Here is a 17,139-nt window from a genome sequence, read left to right as displayed (position 1 = left end):
GATGACCGCAATCGTGAAACCGCCCTAACGTACATAACCACAGATGGGACAAAACCTAACCTATGGCGAAGACTCCGGGGTCGACATATCGGCTGCAGCTGCATAAAAACTTTACGTTCGACGATGCTGCGTCGATCGCCGATTATCTGAAGGCTCTTGGTGTTACCCATGTCTACACGTCGCCCTATCTACAGGCAGCGCCGGGAAGTATGCACGGCTACGATGTGGTCGACCATCGCAAGGTGAATGAGGAACTTGGCGGCGCGGAGGCGCACGAGCGTTTCTGCGCACGATTGAAAGAGCTGGGGCTGGGGCAGGTGCTGGACATCGTGCCGAACCACATGAGCCTTGGCGAACAGAATCGCTACTGGTGGGATGTGCTGGAAAACGGCACCAGCAGCCGCTATGCCAGCTTCTTCGACATCGACTGGAACTCGGCGGAAGAGCGTCTGCGCGACAAGGTTCTGGTGCCGATTCTTGCGGACCAGTATGGCCATGTCGTCACAGAGGGCGGCATCAAAGTTGTGCGGAGAGGAAGCGCCTTCACGGTGGAAGCCGCTGGGCAGGCGCTTCCGGTTGCTCCCGAGAGCCTGTTTGCCATCCTGAACAAAGCTGCGGAGTATGCCAAGAGCGACACGCTGAACTTTCTGGCCGCCAGCTATGGACGGCTGCCGTATCCGGACCTGTCGGACCGGCGGACTACACTGGCGCGCCACCGCGATAAGAACGTGCTGCATCGCCTGCTCGACCGGCTATGCGGGGAAGAGATCGATATCTGCGAAGCTATCGATCGAACGGTGAAGGAGTTGAACGCGAACCCGGACGCGCTCGACGCGTTCCTGACGCAACAGCACTATCGCCTCGCTTACTGGAAGACGGCGGACCAGCAGCTTGGCTATCGCCGCTTCTTCGATGTCAACACTCTGATCGGCCTGCGCGTCGAGCGGGAGTATGTCTTCGATGAGACGCATGCGTTGATCGTGAAGTGGCTGAAGCAGGGGCTGCTCGACGGCGTTCGTATTGACCACCCGGACGGCTTGCGCGATCCGCTGCAATACTGCCAGCGCCTGCGCGATCGTGCGCCGGACGCATGGATCGTCGGCGAAAAGATTCTTGAGCCTGGAGAGTTTCTGCGCGATACGTGGCCGATACAGGGAACCAGCGGTTACGACTTTCTGAACGCCGCCATGAACGTACTTGTAAAGCCCGAAGGCCTGCGCGAGCTGGGCAGGTACTACGAGAAATTTACAGGTGAGTCCACGGACTTTCCGGTGATCGTGCACGACAAGAAGATCGCCGTTGCCCAGGAGGCCCTGGGCAGCGATGTGAACCGGCTAACGAACATCCTCGTCGACATCTGCGAGAGCCATCGTGAGCAACGCGACTTTACACGCGCCGAGATTCGCCGGTCGATCCGCGAGGTAGCCGCCTGCTTCTCGGTTTATCGAACGTATGTAATGCCCGATCGCGAGGAGATCAACGACGAGGATCGCCAGGTGATCGAACGCGCAACCCAGTGCGCCAAGGACAATCGTCCGGACATCGATGGCGCGCTCTTCGACTTCATGCGCGATGTTCTGCAACTGAAGGTGCGGGGCGCCAACGAGAGCGAGTTTGTCTATCGCTTTCAGCAGTTCACCAGCCCGGTGATGGCAAAGGGCGTGGAGGACACGGCTTTTTACTGCTTCAATCGGCTGATCGCGCTGAATGAAGTGGGCTCCGACCCTTCGCACGATGGCATCAGTCTCGCGCAGTTCCATGAGTACAACTCGACGATGCAGCACACCCATCCGGAGACGATGACCTCGCTGGGCACGCATGACACCAAGCGCAGCGACGACGTGCGCGCGCGCCTGATCGTGCTTGCCGAGGTGCAGAAGGCTTTTGCGCAGACGGTCAGGCGATGGTCCAGGCGCAATGCGCACTATCGTACCGGTGAGTTTCCAGATCGGGGCACGCAATGGTTTCTGTATCAGACCATGATCGGAGCGTGGCCCATCAGCGCGGAACGTCTGCGGGAGTACATGCAGAAGGCCATGCGCGAAGCCAAGGTGCGCACCAGCTGGGTCGCGAATAACGAGGCGTACGAGAATGCGGTCAATCAATTCATCGATTCGATCCTCGGCGATGAAGAGTTCGTTGGTGAGCTTGGGGAGTTTGTATCCAACATCCTTCTCGCCGGGCGCATTAATTCGTTGTCGCAGACCTTGTTGAAGTACACCGCGCCCGGTGTGCCGGACCTTTATCAGGGCGGCGAGCTATGGGATCTGTCGCTGGTCGATCCGGATAATCGGAGGCCGGTAGAGTATGAGCTGAGACGCAAGCTGCTGGCGGAGATGGAAGATCTTGACGCTGCAGGCGTCATGGCGAGAATGGATGAAGGGCTGCCGAAGTTGTGGGTGATTCGTCGCGCACTACGGTTGCGGGAACGGCATCCGGATTGGTTTGGCCGCGAAGCAGACTATGTGCCTCTGTTGGCGAACGGAACAAAGAGCGGGCATGTGATCGCGTATCGCCGTGGGGTCTATGTACTGACCGTGATGCCTCGTTTCTGGATGACGCTGCGCGGTGACTGGGGTGACACCTCGATCGTGCTGCCCGACGGCAACTGGAAGAATGTGATGACCAACCAGACGATGCCTGGCGGAACGATAAGGCTCTCCGAGCTGTTGCGAGAGTTTCCCGTCGCTTTGTTGACCCGTGAGGGGTGAAGTTTCTTTAGGAGAAAAGAATCAATGCATGAGTTTGCAGTGTGGGCGCCGAAGGCGAAACGCATGACTTTGAAGCTGGGTGAGCAACTGCTCCCCATGGAAGGCCCGAACGATCATGGCTGGTGGCGTACGGTTTGCATGGAAGCGCGGTGTGGCGATGACTATGCCTATCTGATCGACGATGATCCGACTCCCTATCCCGATCCCCGCAGCCTGTGGCAGCCGTATGGAGTCCATGGAGTTTCGCGGCTGTACGACCATCGCCTCTTTCCGTGGACCGACCAGCGCTGGCAGGGGCCGCCTCTGTTCGGAGCAGTCCTCTACGAGTTGCACATCGGGACCTTCACGAAGGAAGGAACGTTTGACTCCGCGATTGAGAGGCTCGATCACCTGGTAGAGCTTGGGATTACACATGTGGAGATCATGCCGGTGGCGGAGTCTCCCGGCAATCACGGCTGGGGCTATGACGGCGTCGCTCTGTCCGCAGTGACGAACAAGTACGGCGGGCCGGATGGCCTGAAGCGCTTCGTCGACGCGTGCCATAACAAGGGCCTCGCCGTCATTCTCGATGTCGTCTACAACCACTTTGGCCCGACAGGGAACTACACGCATAAGTTCGGACCGTACCTGACCGAAAAGCACAAGACGCCCTGGGGCGATGGCGTGAACTTCGAAGATACCGGCAGCGACGAAGTGCGCCGCTTCTTCTGCGACAACGCCATCATGTGGCTGCTCGAATATCACATCGACGGTCTGCGCCTGGACGCCGTGCACGAGCTTACAGACCGGTCCGCCGTTCACTTCATGGAGCAGCTCTCGGCCGAGGTGGAGACGGTCGGCGCGATGCTCGGGCGCAAGCTGGTGCTCATCGCCGAAAGCGATCTGAACGATCCGAAGGTCGTACGCCCACGCGAAGCGGGTGGGTACGGAATGGATGCTCAGTGGTCGGATGACTTCCATCACGCACTCTTTACTCTGCTGCACACCGGGAACGGGGGTTACTACGACGACTTCGGACGCTTCTCCTACCTGGCGAAGGCTCTGAAGGAGATGTTCGTGTTTGACGGCAACTACTCCATCTATCGCGGCCGCTCGCACGGCAGGCCGATCGATGGACTCTCGGCGCACCACTTCATTAGCTTCATCCAGAACCATGACCAGGTCGGCAATCGCGCGACAGGAGATCGTCTGGAGCACATTGTTGGTCTTGATGCGGCAAAGGTTGCGCTGGGAATGGTGCTGACCGCGCCCTTTATCCCCATGCTGTTTATGGGCGAAGAGTTCGCCGCATCGACACCGTTCCTCTACTTTGCCGATCACGAAGACGAGCAGATGGCGAAGCTGGTCTTCGAGGGCCGTAAGAATGAGTTTGCAGCGTTCGGCTTTGAAGAGGCGGAACAGATCCCCAACCCGGAGAAGCCGGAGACCTTTGAAGCGTCCAAGCTGAAATGGGACGAAGTCCATGAAGGCAAGCATGCGGAGATGCTGGATTGGACGAAGAAGCTGCTTCATCTGCGCCGTCACTCGCTTTCGCTCAATGATGGCGATCTGAGCCACGTGTTGATCGACTGCCACGAAGAAGAGCGGTGGCTCACGATGCAGCGCGGCAGGATGCTTGTGGTGTTGAACCTGGGAGACAAGCTGGCGCGGGTAAAGACGCCGGGACAATATGTCCTGGCGCTGGCGTCGAAGCCGGAGGTCGCGGTCGCACCGGGTGAGGTGGGCATGCCTCCCATGAGCTTTGCGGTATTCTCCGCCGAGGGCAGGGAGCGGGTGTCGTAGCATCGATTTATGCCATCTATAAAGGATGTACAGTCGCCCCCCATCAAGACCATCAGCAGCCGAGAGGTGTACCGCAACCCGTGGACGCGTGTGCGTGAGGATGTAATCGAGCGCGAGAACGGCACGCGTGGGATCTACGGTGTTATGGACAAGGACCCGGCCTGCATCGTCATTCCGCTGGAGCAAACACCGGAGGGCGATTTTCTTTGGCTGGTGCGGCAGTATCGCTACACGGTGGGAGACACGTTCTTCGAGCTGCCGCAGGGCGGCTGGGAGACGGCCGACGTCGACCCCGAGGAGCTGGCTCGCGGTGAACTGCGCGAGGAGACCGGTCTGCTGGTCGATCGCATGACACACTTGACCGATCTATGGATTGCCTATGGAGCGATGCGGCAGATTCACCATGTCTATCTGGCTGAAGGGCTGACGCACGGCGAGACGGAACGCGATCCCGAAGAGCAGGACATGACCGTGCATCGAGTCCCGGTGAGTGAGTTTGAAGCGATGCTGCTGGATGGCCGCGTGATGGATAACTGCACGGCGTCAGCCTGGGGGGTGTATCGGGTCTGGCGCGATCGCAGGGATGGCGTTGTTCGCGGTTCGTAAAATGGTTTTATTATCGGATCACCGAAACATTGTCATCTCGACCGAAGCATGATGGCTTTATCGTCATGCGTAGTGGAGAGACCCGCAGCTTGCCCGTACAGGCAATAGTGCTTGCACGAGCAAACTGCAGGCTCTACATTACGGCGCAAAGTGCGCGCCTTCGGTCGAGATGACAGATTTGTGGGGACTATTTAGAGGTAGAAGCGTTTCATCATTGACACTGAACTCTGCCCTAAACCTTATTGCGCCGAAAGCAATCCGCGCTGTGGTCGTTGACGATCCCCGTCGCCTGCATCCAGGCATAGACGATGACCGGCCCGACGAACTTGAAGCCACGTTTCTTAAGCGTCGCGGAGATCTCTTCGGAGAGCGGTGTCTTCGCCGGCACAGGACCTTTGTTGCGGATCGGTTTATTCCCGGCCATGTTCCAGATATAGGTGGAAAAATCCTCACCAGCCTTCTGCATTTCAACGAAGATGCGAGCACCATTGATCGTAGCTTCAATCTTGGCGCGCGAGCGGACGATGCCCTCGTTCTTCATCAGGCGTGTAATATCGCGCTCTGAGAACTTCGCGACAATGGCTGGATCGAAGTCTGCAAAGGCCTCACGGAAAGCCTCACGCTTGCGCAGGATGGTGATCCAGGAGAGTCCGGCCTGGAAGCCCTCCAGCATCAGCATCTCCCAGAGCGCGCGGCTGTCGTACATTGGCACGCCCCACTCTTCATCGTGATAGGTCTGGTATAACGGGTCATTCCCAGACCACGCGCAGCGTTGGAGATCCTGTTTTGCCATCTCAGTTCACCATCTTCTGGCGGCGGGACATGAAGTCCATCAATAGATAGTTGCCCAGGTTTTGCGGCGTGGTGAAGTAGGCTTTGCCGCGGCACATGGCACTGACTTTCTGCACGAACTGGACGAGGGCGAAGTCCTGCGCCAGCATGAAGGTGTTGATCATGATGCCCGCGCGCTTGCAGCGGCTGACCTCCTGCAGCGTCTCTTCGATCACGATGGGATCGAGCCCGAAAGCGTTCTTGTAGATGCGGCCGTCAGCGAGTGTCAGCGCGGAGGGCTTGCCGTCGGTGATCATCACGATCTGCTTCATGTCCTTGTTCGACCGTTGCAGGATGCGATGCGCAACACGCAGACCCTCGCGGGTGTTGGTGTAGTGCGGGCCGACCTTGACGCGCGGCAGTTGCGAGATGGGAATCTCCTCGGCGGAATCATGGAAGAGCACCAGCGAAAGCGTATCGCCCGGATACTGCGTGCGGATGAGATGGCTGAGCGCCATCGCGACCCGCTTCGCCGGGGTGAAGCGGTCTTCGCCGTAGAGGATCATCGAGTGCGAGCAGTCGAGCAGAACGACAGTAGCGCAGGAGCTCTGGTAGTCGGCCTGCTGCACATGGAGATCGCTGTACTCCAGGTTGAGTACGCCACTGCCCGTCGGCGCGCCTTCGCGAGCGAAGACCGAGTTGAGCGTGGCGGTGATGTCGAGATTGAGCGAATCGCCGAACTCATACTGCTTCGAAGACCCATTGGTCTCCACTCCGGCGGCTTCGTAGCTCGTGTCATGGCGGCCGAGCGACGACTTGCCCAGAGGACCGAGCAGATCACGCAGCGCCTTGTAGCCGAGGAAGTCCATACCCTTATCGGTGACCTCAAAGCGCGAGGACTCACCGTCTCCCTCTTCGCCTTGTCCCTGGCCTTCGGCGGGCTCCTCGGCGTTGAGGAAGTTCTCGTCCTTCATGCGCTGGACGATCTTATCGATCAGCGCCTCGACCTGATCTTCCGGCAGGCTGTCGAACTGCTCCTGCGCGTCTTCGTCGAGCAGGTCGCCGGACTCCAGCGCCTGGCGGATGGCCTCGCGCAGGTCGTCCATGGTCTGCTCGCCGTCCATGTTCTGGAAAGGCGAGAAGGGGTCCTGAAAGCCGGAGTCGAGCAGGAAGTCGGAGAGCGCCTGCATCAGGTCGTCGAGCCCGAAGCTCGTGGAGAGGTCGCCGGTGAACTTGGTATAGCGGGTGAGCTTCATAGGGGCCTGCGTTCTACATTAGACGCTCGGCGATGGTGGAGGATGCGGGGAGTAGTTGTCAGTTCTCCATTCCGCCGAACCAGCGAAAGGAGAGCTGACAACTACCTTACAAACTACGACTTGGTTCCTGAGAGAACGGCGAACCGGTTGTCCTTGAACCAGCAATCGGCATCGGTGAAGCCCGCTTCACGCATCCAGTGGAGTTGGTCTTCGACGGAGGCGCAGCGATCGTCCTGCTGTCGGTAGAGTGAGTCGGCGATCTGCTGGGGGGTGGCCCCGGCTTCACGTACCTGCTGCAGCCAGATCACCTTGTAGTGCGCGTCGAGGGCGGGCGTGGGGCCTGCCACTTGCTCGGCATTGACGAAGGTGCCGCCGGGCCGGAGCGCGGCGTAGATCTTTTTGAAGAGCGACTTCTTGGCCTCGTTGTCGAGGTGATGGATCGAGAGCGCCGAGACGATGGAGTCCTGGTTGTGAGGCAGCGCTGCTGTGGCGTAGTCGGCGACCTCAAAGCTCACATTCGAATCGGTGCCGAGACGGGTGCGAGCCCGTTCGAGCATCGGCTCGGAGACGTCCATCAGGTGAATGTGAGCCTTGGGATACCACGTGCGCACAAAGGTCGAGAGCAGCCCTGTACCTGCGCCGAGGTCGAGCACGCGTTCTGCGCCGCCGACGATGAGGTCTGTGGTGCGGCGATAGAAGGCGTCATAGCAGGGAATCAGCTTGGCGCGGTCGGCGTCGTAGGTGGCGGCGGTGATATCGAAGATTTCCTGGGTAGGGTTAGACATGGTTGTTTCCAAGGATAAGCGTTTGAGCGAATTATGTCGCTGGCTGGAGTGACGGGTGGGTAGTACGGTTCACTTTAGAACCCGCTTTGGTGCTGTGACTGCCTCTGTCTTTGTTCTTGCTTTTGTTTTTCTGGTTGTCATTCCGAGCGCAGCGAGCGAACCTGCTGTCTCCCGTTCTTCGACTGAACTGCCCAGAAAATATAGGCGAAAAGCAAGGAGTTCTCTTCGCCGCCGCATAGCATTCATGGCGACATCAGCAAAAAACGGGAGACAGCAGGTTCGCTCGCTGCGCTCGGAATGACAACCAGAAAGGCAAAGGCAAAAGCAAAAGCAAAAGCAAAAGCAAAAGCAAAGACAATAAGAATCAGCCCCGGACACCGCTAAGCACGGCAAAGCTGCTGGCCTTGTACCAGCAGTCGACCTCGGTAAACCCGGCGTCGCGCAACCATGCAAGTTGCGGCTCAACGGGGGTGCGGCGATCTTCCTGCTGGCGATAAAGCGAGTCGGCGACCTGCTGCTCGGTCGCGCCCAGGGCACGGACGTCGTTCAGCCAGCGCTGCTGGTAGAGCGTTTCGAGCTCAGGGGTAGGACCGGCGATGTGGTCGGCGTTGATGAACAGCCCGCCCGGCCGAAGCGCCGCAAAGATCAAGGGAAGGATGACGCGTTTCTGTTCGTCCTCAAGATGATGGATGGAGAGCGCAGAGATCACGGCATCACAGGGTGTTGGCAATGGCTCGGTGGTGTAATCGGCGAGCGTATAGGTGAGGGTAGGACTGTCCCCAAGCCGCTGGCGGGCGAGATCGAGCATCGGCTGAGAGAAGTCGATCAGGTGAAGATGCGCCTCAGGAAAGGCCGCACGGATCATCGCGGAGAAGAGTCCCGAACCCGCGCCGAGTTCCACGATGCGCGTAGCCTCTGCGGGAATCTGCTCCAGTGCGGCGGCATAGAAGGCTTCATGGCCGGGGATGAGCCGCATGCGATCACGGTTGTAGGTGGCGGCGGTGGCATCAAAGACGGCGCGAGTGTTATTCGATCTCATGCCTAGAACATAAGTGGATGTGATGGATAGCGCAATAAGAATAAGAAAATCTAATGGGTTTCAAAGCTAATGAGATTGGAGTTGCCCCAGAGGTGTGAACGCGGCAAGTTGTATTCACGTACTACCCAAACCCTGTCATCTCGACCGAAGACGGCGTTCTTTGCCGTCGTAGTGGAAAGACCTGCAGCTTGCTTGCGCTAGCACCGATGCCCCGCATAAGCAAACTGCAGGTCTCTCCACTACGCATGACGATAAAGTCATCATGCATCGGTCGAGATGACAGCGTTTCGGTAACACACGTGAAACGCAGCTGTTAGGTGACCCCTCTGTTGCGGAACCGTTTAGTTGAATCCGCGCCGAGTGCGGTTGTGTGCGTCTTCCCGCTCCTGCTCGCGCTTGCGTTCGGCGAAGTTCGCTGCCTCTTCGTTTCGCTTGCGTTTTTCACCGGCGCTGAACTTGCGTGCCTCGCTGCGCGAGATGCGCTTGTGCGCGGTCATACCTTCGAGCAGGAACTCCGCCGCTGAGACGGCTACCTCAGGCTGAGACTTCGAGGTGATCTTGAACGGTGTCAGCTTCTCGAAGAGGCCCTGGATCTGTTGGAGTTCTGCCAGAACAGTTGCGGCGGGCTGCTTGTCGTTCAACTCCACAGCACCGCCGAGGTTGAACCACTGCTCGATCTGCTGCGTGTTGGTATCGGCAAAGTAGCTGTCGAAGATGTTGGCGACAGAGCTGCGAATCAACTCGCGGATGACGTTGTCCGAACCGCGCATCTCGCCTTCGTACTCAAGCTCGATCTTGCCCGTGATGCCCGGCAGCGCGGCGAAGATATCGCCGACCCGAGGGACGACGAGCGACTCGCCATGAATCAATGCCCGGCGTTCGGCGTTCGAGACCACAAGCTCCATCGTGCTGATGGGCAGACGCTGCGATACACCCGAGCGCTTGTCGACCTTCTTGTCCTCACGCGCGACAAAGGCGATCTGCTCGACGATCTGGCGGATGTAATGCGGAATCTCGATACGCTGGATGGCATCATTCGAAGGGGCATAGCTGCGCGCCGTCCAGGCCTCCTGCTCCGTGATGCTGATGGCTTCGTCGAGCGACTCGGGGTAGTGCGTGCGAATCTCGCTGCCGATGCGGTCCTTGAGCGGAGTGACGATCTTGCCGCGCGCTGTGTAGTCCTCGGGGTTGGCCGAGAAGACGATGGCGACGTCGAGCTCCAGGCGCACGGGATAGCCCTTAATCTGTACGTCGCCCTCCTGCATGATGTTGAAGAGAGCGACCTGGATCTTGCCGGCGAGGTCGGGGACCTCGTTGATGGCGAAGATGCCACGATTGGCGCGGGGCAGCAGCCCGTAGTGCATGGTCAGCTCGCTGCCGAGCTCGTGGCCGCTGCGCGCGGCTTTGATCGGATCGACGTCGCCGATGAGATCGGCCACGGTCACGTCCGGCGTTGCCAGTTTTTCGACGTAGCGCTCTATTGGCGTCATCCACGCGATGGGGGTGTCGTCGCCGAGCGAGGCGACAAGGTCGCGCGAGAACTTCGAGAGCGGGGCGTAGGGGTTGTCGCGCAGCTCGGAGCCGGCGACGTAGGGGCTGAAGGGATCGAGCAGCGTCGTCAGCGAGCGCAGAATGCGTGACTTCGCCTGGCCGCGCAGGCCCAGCAGGATGAAGTTATGCCGCGAAAGCACGGCATTGATCACCTGCGGGACGACCGTGTCGTCATAGCCGACGATGCCGGGGAAGAGCGATTCGCCTTCCTTCGGCCCACCGGGAGCGATCTCGCGCAGGCGGGCGATCAGGTTGTCGCGAAGCTCGTCCTTGACGCTGCGGGAGACGCGATCGGCGGTGTAAGCAGAGGTGCGGAGTTGACCCAGGGTGCGCGGAAGTGCAGTCGACGGCATATGTAGAAGTATAGATGTCTTACAGGGAGGGAGGATTCGCGGATGGCTGTCTGTTCTCAATTGCGCGAAGCGCGTTCGTTGACGCCTTAGGGTCAGCGAGACGGAGGGAGCCGTAGCCTTTAGGCTACGGAATAGAGGCTTAGCAAAGAATTGGCCTTTAGGCCCGGGCCTTCTTTCGGCTGCGGGCAAAGAGCCCGGGGCTAAAGCCCGATTCTCGCCTGGCCCTTATTCCGTAGCCTGAAGGCTACGGCTCCCTCCGCCCCGTGACGCTGAAGCGTCACGGTTTGCGCTTCGCGTTAGGGGGCGCCCTGATTCTTTCTTCAACATGCTAAGGCTTAGCTCAAATCATCCAGCATCGCCTGCATCTCGCTGGCAGCGTGAGCGTTGCCGGTGCGGGCAGCGGCGGCCAGACCGGCAGTAAGGCGCTCGCGGGCCTCGTCTGCACGGCCGGCCTTCAGCAGCTCCTGGGCGGACATCTGATAGGCCGGCACGTAGTCCGGAGTGTACTGCAGGATGGTCGAGAACTCCGTGAGCGCCGCCTCCTGCTTGCCCTCGGAGGAGTAGGCCATGGCGAGGCCATAGCGGGCGAAGGCGTCGGTGGGGTTCTGCTTCAGGATTTCGGTGAGCATCGCGATCTTGTCCATCTGCTTAGGATGCGGGGAACGCTGGCGAAATGCAAAAGGGGTGCCGGAGAGCAATGATTTGACGGGCAATTTAGAATGGAGAGATGAGTGAAGGCATGTTAGTGCGGCCCGTGAGTGAGTCGCAATCGGAGCGCAGCGAGATTATTTTTCCGGGAGACGCCAATGCGCTCGGCAATCTCTTCGGCGGCCGGCTGATGCAGTTCATCGACCTCGTCGGAGCGATGGCGGCCAGCCGTCACGCCCGGGCCATCACGGTAACGGCGTCCATGGATCACCTGGACTTCGTCGCGCCGGTAAAGGTTGGAGATCTGCTGATCCTGAAGTCCAGCGTGAATCGCGCGTACAAGACTTCGATGGAGGTAGGCGTGAAGGCGATGGTCGAAGATGTGCGCGCACAGCGTCTGCGGCATGTATCGTCGGCCTATCTCACCTTTGTCGCGGTAGATAGCACGGGACAGCGCATCGAGGTGCCGCAGGTTCTGCCGGAGACCGAAAATCAGAAGCGGCGATTTGAAGATGCCGCCCGCCGTCGCGAGATGCGCTCCGAGGAGACCCTGCGCAAGCGGGCGATGCGTGCGGCGATGGCGCCGGAGTGGCATGCGTAGGGCAGTAAGTTTTTAGCAGGAACAGTTAGCAGAAACCAGGAAGAGCAAGGACGAATTCGATGGGACATAGTGGACAGGGAATGCCGCAGGGGCCTCAGCCGTTGCCGGGTGTACAGCATGTAGTGGCGGTGGGATCGGGTAAGGGCGGCGTCGGCAAGACGACGGTGAGCGTCAACCTTTCGGTGAGCCTCGCAAAGCTGGGCTACCGGGTGGGTTTGATCGACGCCGATATCTACGGGCCGAACGTTCCCACGATGCTGGGCATTACACGGCAGCCGAACATCATCGGCGAAAACCGCATCGAGCCGCTGCAGGCGCATGGCGTCAAGTTCATCTCCATCGGGCTGATCTCTCCCGGCGACAAGCCGATGGTGATGCGTGGGCCGATGCTGCACCAGATCATCCGGCAGTTTCTGCAGCAGGTGGAATGGGGCGAGCTGGACTTCCTCATCGTCGACCTGCCTCCGGGCACGGGTGATGTCGTGATCTCGCTGGTGCAGACGGTGCCGCTGACCGGTGCGGTCGTCGTCTCGACCGGATCGAGCGTGGCGTTGCAGGATGCGCGCAAGGCGCTCGAGATGTTCCACCAGGTCAACGTCGAGGTTCTGGGGCTGGTCGAGAACATGAGCCAGATGACGCTGCCGAGCGGCGAGATCATTGATGTCTTCGGAGCTGGTGGAACGGAGCAGACGGCGAAGCAGTTCAACCTGCCGTTCCTGGGCTCGATCGATCTCGATCCTCGTGTACGCGAGGGTGGTGATCGCGGTCTGCCGGCGGCACTGGGCACCGAGGAGTCTCTGCGGGCGCGGGAGTTTGCGGCCATCGCCCTGAAGATCGCCGAAAAGGCCAAAGAAGTCGCGTCACGCAGCGAAGATGTATTGGAGATTAGTTAGAAACAGGAAACAGCGAAGGCCGTGAGACCTGAGCTGGAGGCTATGATGGCGAGCATGAACCAGATGACAATACGGCAGCGGCAGATTCTGACCGCGATCGTCGAGAACTATATCTCGACGGGTGAGCCGGTGAGCTCTGGCGCCATTGCGCGTTCACAGGCCTTTGAAAACGGTGCGATGAGCGCCGCTACGATTCGCAACGAGATGGCCGACCTGGCGGACGCCGGTATGTTGGAGCAGCCGCATACCTCGGCTGGCCGCATTCCTTCGGCCGAGGCCTTCCGCATGTATGTTGCCCAGTTGCATGGAGGCTTTGCCGGACGGCTGCCGGGGCTTTCGCTTGCTGAGGTGCAGTCGCAGATCGACTCCAGCTTTGCCGGGGTCGCCGGGGCGCAGGCTCTGCTGGCACGGACCTCGCATGTGCTGGCTACGCTTTCCAGTGGTGTCGGCCTGGCCATCGGTGCTATCGCGAACGCCGATCTGCTGGAGCACGTACACTTCAGCCGGCTGGCTGCGCGGCGGGTACTCGCGGTGCTGGTCACGCGCAGCGGCATGGTGCGCGACCGGGTGCTGTCCATCGACCGCGATCTTTCGCTGCGCGAGCTTGAGACTGCCGCAAACTTTTTGAACGAACACTACCGCGGCTGGAATATCGAGCGGGTGCGTGCCGAGCTGGCACAGCGATTAGAGCGCGAACGAAGCGACTACCGGGAACTGGCTCAGCAGTTGTGGGCAGGTACCGTGCCGGAGGCTGCGCACGCGGAGCAGGCGGTCTACGTCGAAGGCGTGGCCAACCTCGTCGGCCTTCCGGAAGATCGTGCCCAGTTGCGCGAGATGCTGGCGGCGCTTGAGACCAAGCAACGCCTCGTGGAGCTGCTGAACGCCTACATCGATTCGCGGCAGGAGTCGGTGCGCGTGGTATTCGACCTGGAAGAGCAGGCCCCGGAGATGGCAGGGCTGGTGCTGATCGCCGCACCGGCGCGCGTCGGCGGCGAAAGCGTTGGAACCGTAGGCGTGATCGGGCCCAAGCGTATGCACTATGAGAATGCGATGAGCGCGGTCAGCTACATCGCGCAGGTGTTTGACCGCATCAGCAGCGATGCAGCAGGTGGAATGTTTGGACCGCCCCCGCTATGACCCTGAAGCGGAACCGGATAGACGAAGTTCGAGATGCATTCGCGCGATGGTCGCGAATGGGAAACAATGAAGACGGAGCAAAGATGAGCACACAGGACATGACACAGGAAGAGATGATGGACGCCACGCAGCCCGAACCAGAGAACGGAACCGAAGTGATCGAGGCCGATGCACAGCAGGCAGAGATGGAACAGCTTCGCGGCGAGCGCGACCAGTTGAAGGACCGCCTCGCGCGGCTGCAGGCTGAGTTCGACAACGCCCGCAAGCGTGAGATCAAGGAACGCCAGGACGCTCGTGACTACGCCGTGCAGGGCGCGGTTGAGCCGTTCCTCGGCGTGATGGACAACTTTCAGCTCGCGCTGAAGGCCGACGGCTCCGCCGAGCAGCTGCGTACCGGGGTCGAACTCATCCTGAAGCAGATGGAAGAGGCCCTGAAGGGCTTGCAGGTGCAGCCGGTTGAGACGGTGGGGGCGCAGTTCGATCCGCGAATCCACGAGGCTCTGGGCAGCATCGAAACAGTGGAGCACCCCGATCACCAGGTGTTGGAAGAGATTCGCCGCGGCTATAAGCTGCGTGACAAGCTGCTTCGTCCGGCGCTGGTGCGGATCGCAGTGAACACCGCACAGAAGAGCGAGTAGAAACCAGGCGCGACCCATTTAATAGCGAATAAGGAATCAGGTAATGGCGACAGCAACGATGAAGATGGATTACTACGAAGTTCTAAGCGTGGAACGCACGGCGACCGATGCCGAGCTCAAGGTCGCGTATCGCAAGCTCGCCATGCAGTTTCATCCGGACCGCAACCCGAACAATCCGGAGGCCGAGGAGCGCTTCAAGCAGTGCAGCGAGGCCTACCAGGTCCTCAGCGATGCGGACAAGCGCGCCGCCTATGACCGTTACGGTCATGCCGGTGTCAGCGGCGCCGGACCGGGCGGCTTCAACGGCGGCGGCAACCCGTTCCAGGGGCAGGGCGACCTGGGGGATATCTTTGGCGACCTGTTCGGCGAGATGTTCAACATGGGCGGCAGCGGCAATCGCCGGGCGTCACGCGCCCAGCGTGGCCGCGACCTGAAGTTCGACATGCGTCTGGAGTTTGAGGAGGCTGTCTTCGGCGTCGAGCGTGAGATTACGATCCGTCGCGCCGAGGTGTGCGAGGACTGCTCGGGTTCAGGCTCGGAGGGCGGCAAGCAGCCGGAGACCTGCCAGCAGTGCGGCGGCCGCGGACAGATTCGCACGCAGCAGGGCTTCTTCTCGGTCGCGAGAACCTGCCCGGTGTGCAGCGGAACGGGCAGCATCGTCCGCAACCCCTGCAAGACCTGCAAGGGCGATGCGCGTCTGCAGCGTGAGCACAAGATCCTCGTCAAGGTTCCGGCGGGTGTCGAGCAGGACACGCGCATTCGCTACAGCGGCGAGGGCGACGCAGGACGCTTCGGCGGTCCGGCAGGCGACCTCTACGTGGTGCTTGAGGTCAAGGCGCACAAGTTCTTCGAGCGCGATGGTGACGACCTGCACTGCGTAATTCCGGTGAGCTTCCCTCAGGCGGCGCTCGGCACCGAGATCGAATTGACGACGCTCGAGGGCAAGGAGACGCTGAAGGTTCCCGAAGGCACGCAGAGTGGCAAGGAGTTCAAGCTGAAGGGTAAGGGTGTCCCTCACCTGAACTCGCACGGCAAGGGCGACCTGATCGTCGAGGTACGGGTGCAGACCCCGAGCAAGCTCAACAAGCAGCAGAAGGAACTGATGAAGCAGCTTGCCGAGACGATGACGGTGGAGAACACCCCGGCTTCGCGCGGACTGTTTGGCAAGGTGAAGGACATCTTCAGCTAGAGCAAGGTGTAGGAAGTAATTGAACGGCGGTGAGGCGATAAGCTTCACCGCCGTTTTCGTTTTTAGGCGAGCCCTTGTGTAGAGCAAGCCACAATCGGGTGCCCCATCCTCGACGCGCAGTTTTGCGCGGCAGGGTGGGGTATCGCTTGCGATAGCAAACGACCGCTCTCATGAATCGGGCCACCGTCGCCTCTACAAACTAAGAACGGTCGTGCTTCGCACGATACCCCACCCTGCCGCGCGATGAAACTGCGCGTCGAGGATGGGGCACCCGACGGTGGCTTGCTCTAAAGCAAGGCCGAACAGATAGCCAACCCCGCAATCGCTGCAGTCTCGGCACGCAGAATGCGCGGTCCCAACGTGACATGCTTCCATCCATGTTCGGTAAAGAGCTGCATCTCCTCGGCAGTCCAGCCACCCTCGGGACCAACGGCCAAAGCAACGGACTGACTCGCTGACTCGCTGACTTGCTGACTCGCTTGCTGCAACGCCGCAGCGATCGTGTTCTCCTGCTCCGTCTCGGCGAGCAGCAACTTCGTCTCCGCGCTCACCGACTGCAATGCGGCCTTCAACGTCTGCGGATCATCGACTGTAGGCACATCGCTTCGCCGCGACTGCTGCGCAGCCTCGCGCACGATGCGTCGCCAGCGTTCGACACGTTTCGCCGCAGCCTGGGAGAGATGCTTCTCCGTGCGCCGAGCGAGCACGGGCGTGATGCGCTCCGCGCCGAGCTCGGTGGCCTTCTCGATGCCCCACTCCATGTGATCGAACTTGAAGACAGCGAGCAGCAGATGCACCGGCAGCGCGGCATCGGCTTCGAGTTCCTCGTGCAGCGTGAAGACGACTTCGCTATCGGAGACGCTCGTGATCTCGGCGCGATGCAGGAAGCCGTTGGCGACGACGTCAAAGATTTGTCCGGGCTCCGCGCGCAGCACTCGCGCGAGATGAGCGGCCTGGTCGCCGGTGAGCGAAGCGGTTGTGTCGGTGAAGGTGTCGGCGATCCAGCGGCGGCGCGTCATCCTCGTAGGATACTGCGGGAGCGCCTATGTACGACAGGGCACATAGAGGCGTGCACGCGAATGACCCTATAAACATTGGGTGTTAAACACCTCGGGGAACGCTCTGTATCGCGTTCCCCGAGTGTGTTGCCTTTAGTTTGATGCTTTGCCTGGTTGCGTT

15 protein-coding genes are annotated in these 17,139 nt (G+C 60.3%); 8 read left to right on the top strand and 7 right to left on the bottom strand.

What is annotated here, in order from left to right:
- The first annotated feature begins 62 nt into the window (after window positions 1-62).
- From treY to HDF15_RS14915, 3 genes are read left to right on the top strand one after another with little or no spacing between them, the layout of a single operon-like run.
- The gene (gene treY / locus HDF15_RS14925; protein ID WP_184256888.1) at window positions 63-2,711 is read left to right on the top strand and encodes a malto-oligosyltrehalose synthase; all 2,649 of its coding nucleotides are present in this window, start codon (window positions 63-65) and stop codon (window positions 2,709-2,711) included.
- Between the two features lie 24 nt (window positions 2,712-2,735).
- Window positions 2,736-4,493: a malto-oligosyltrehalose trehalohydrolase gene (gene treZ, locus HDF15_RS14920; protein WP_184256886.1), complete on the top strand. Its 1,758-nt coding sequence runs from the start codon at window positions 2,736-2,738 to the stop codon at window positions 4,491-4,493.
- A 9-nt stretch (window positions 4,494-4,502) separates the two neighbouring features.
- The gene (locus HDF15_RS14915) at window positions 4,503-5,099 is read left to right on the top strand and encodes an NUDIX hydrolase (RefSeq protein ID WP_184256884.1); all 597 of its coding nucleotides are present in this window, start codon (window positions 4,503-4,505) and stop codon (window positions 5,097-5,099) included.
- Between the two features lie 232 nt (window positions 5,100-5,331).
- Here the strand turns inward: HDF15_RS14915 and HDF15_RS14910 are convergent, their stop codons facing one another.
- The 6 genes from HDF15_RS14910 to HDF15_RS14885 form a co-directional block, all read right to left on the bottom strand.
- Window positions 5,332-5,892, bottom strand: coding sequence for a DNA-3-methyladenine glycosylase I (locus HDF15_RS14910; protein ID WP_184256882.1), 561 nt, complete (start codon window positions 5,890-5,892; stop codon window positions 5,332-5,334).
- A 1-nt stretch (window position 5,893) separates the two neighbouring features.
- Window positions 5,894-7,126, bottom strand: a complete 1,233-nt coding sequence (locus HDF15_RS14905; RefSeq protein WP_184256880.1) for a VWA domain-containing protein — start codon at window positions 7,124-7,126, stop codon at window positions 5,894-5,896.
- 113 nt (window positions 7,127-7,239) lie between these two features.
- The gene (locus tag HDF15_RS14900) at window positions 7,240-7,911 is read right to left on the bottom strand and encodes a trans-aconitate 2-methyltransferase (protein WP_184256878.1); all 672 of its coding nucleotides are present in this window, start codon (window positions 7,909-7,911) and stop codon (window positions 7,240-7,242) included.
- Between the two features lie 364 nt (window positions 7,912-8,275).
- Window positions 8,276-8,950, bottom strand: a complete 675-nt coding sequence (locus HDF15_RS14895) for a class I SAM-dependent methyltransferase (protein ID WP_184256876.1) — start codon at window positions 8,948-8,950, stop codon at window positions 8,276-8,278.
- A 341-nt stretch (window positions 8,951-9,291) separates the two neighbouring features.
- Complete coding sequence (locus tag HDF15_RS14890; protein ID WP_184256874.1) at window positions 9,292-10,854, bottom strand: sigma 54-interacting transcriptional regulator; 1,563 nt, start codon at window positions 10,852-10,854, stop codon at window positions 9,292-9,294.
- Window positions 10,855-11,189: 335 nt separating this feature from the next.
- Complete coding sequence (locus HDF15_RS14885; protein WP_311733114.1) at window positions 11,190-11,567, bottom strand: tetratricopeptide repeat protein; 378 nt, start codon at window positions 11,565-11,567, stop codon at window positions 11,190-11,192.
- Between the two features lie 14 nt (window positions 11,568-11,581).
- Between HDF15_RS14885 and HDF15_RS14880 the strand changes: the two genes are divergently transcribed.
- The 5 genes from HDF15_RS14880 to dnaJ all read left to right on the top strand — a co-directional run bounded on the left by HDF15_RS14880 (window position 11,582) and on the right by dnaJ (window position 15,960).
- Window positions 11,582-12,103: an acyl-CoA thioesterase gene (locus tag HDF15_RS14880; protein WP_184256872.1), complete on the top strand. Its 522-nt coding sequence runs from the start codon at window positions 11,582-11,584 to the stop codon at window positions 12,101-12,103.
- Window positions 12,104-12,162: 59 nt separating this feature from the next.
- Window positions 12,163-12,996 (top strand): Mrp/NBP35 family ATP-binding protein, encoded by an 834-nt coding sequence (locus HDF15_RS14875; protein WP_184256870.1) that lies wholly within the window; start codon window positions 12,163-12,165, stop codon window positions 12,994-12,996.
- Between the two features lie 45 nt (window positions 12,997-13,041).
- Window positions 13,042-14,133: a heat-inducible transcriptional repressor HrcA gene (gene hrcA / locus HDF15_RS14870; RefSeq protein WP_184257026.1), complete on the top strand. Its 1,092-nt coding sequence runs from the start codon at window positions 13,042-13,044 to the stop codon at window positions 14,131-14,133.
- A gap of 83 nt (window positions 14,134-14,216) precedes the next feature.
- On the top strand, window positions 14,217-14,771 hold the full coding sequence (locus tag HDF15_RS14865) for a nucleotide exchange factor GrpE (RefSeq protein ID WP_014264408.1): 555 nt from the start codon (window positions 14,217-14,219) through the stop codon (window positions 14,769-14,771).
- Window positions 14,772-14,814: 43 nt separating this feature from the next.
- Window positions 14,815-15,960 carry a molecular chaperone DnaJ gene (dnaJ, locus tag HDF15_RS14860; RefSeq protein WP_184256868.1) on the top strand — a complete coding sequence of 382 codons (1,146 nt, stop codon included), beginning with the start codon at window positions 14,815-14,817 and terminating at the stop codon, window positions 15,958-15,960.
- Between the two features lie 287 nt (window positions 15,961-16,247).
- Here dnaJ and HDF15_RS14855 read toward each other — a convergent pair whose 3' ends face one another.
- Window positions 16,248-16,979: a 16S rRNA (uracil(1498)-N(3))-methyltransferase gene (locus HDF15_RS14855; protein WP_184256866.1), complete on the bottom strand. Its 732-nt coding sequence runs from the start codon at window positions 16,977-16,979 to the stop codon at window positions 16,248-16,250.
- Window positions 16,980-17,139: the final 160 nt, after the last annotated feature.

The organism is Granulicella mallensis (assembly GCF_014203225.1).
GTDB lineage: Bacteria > Acidobacteriota > Terriglobia > Terriglobales > Acidobacteriaceae > Granulicella > Granulicella mallensis_A.
This window is presented reverse-complemented; position numbering and strand designations above follow the sequence as displayed.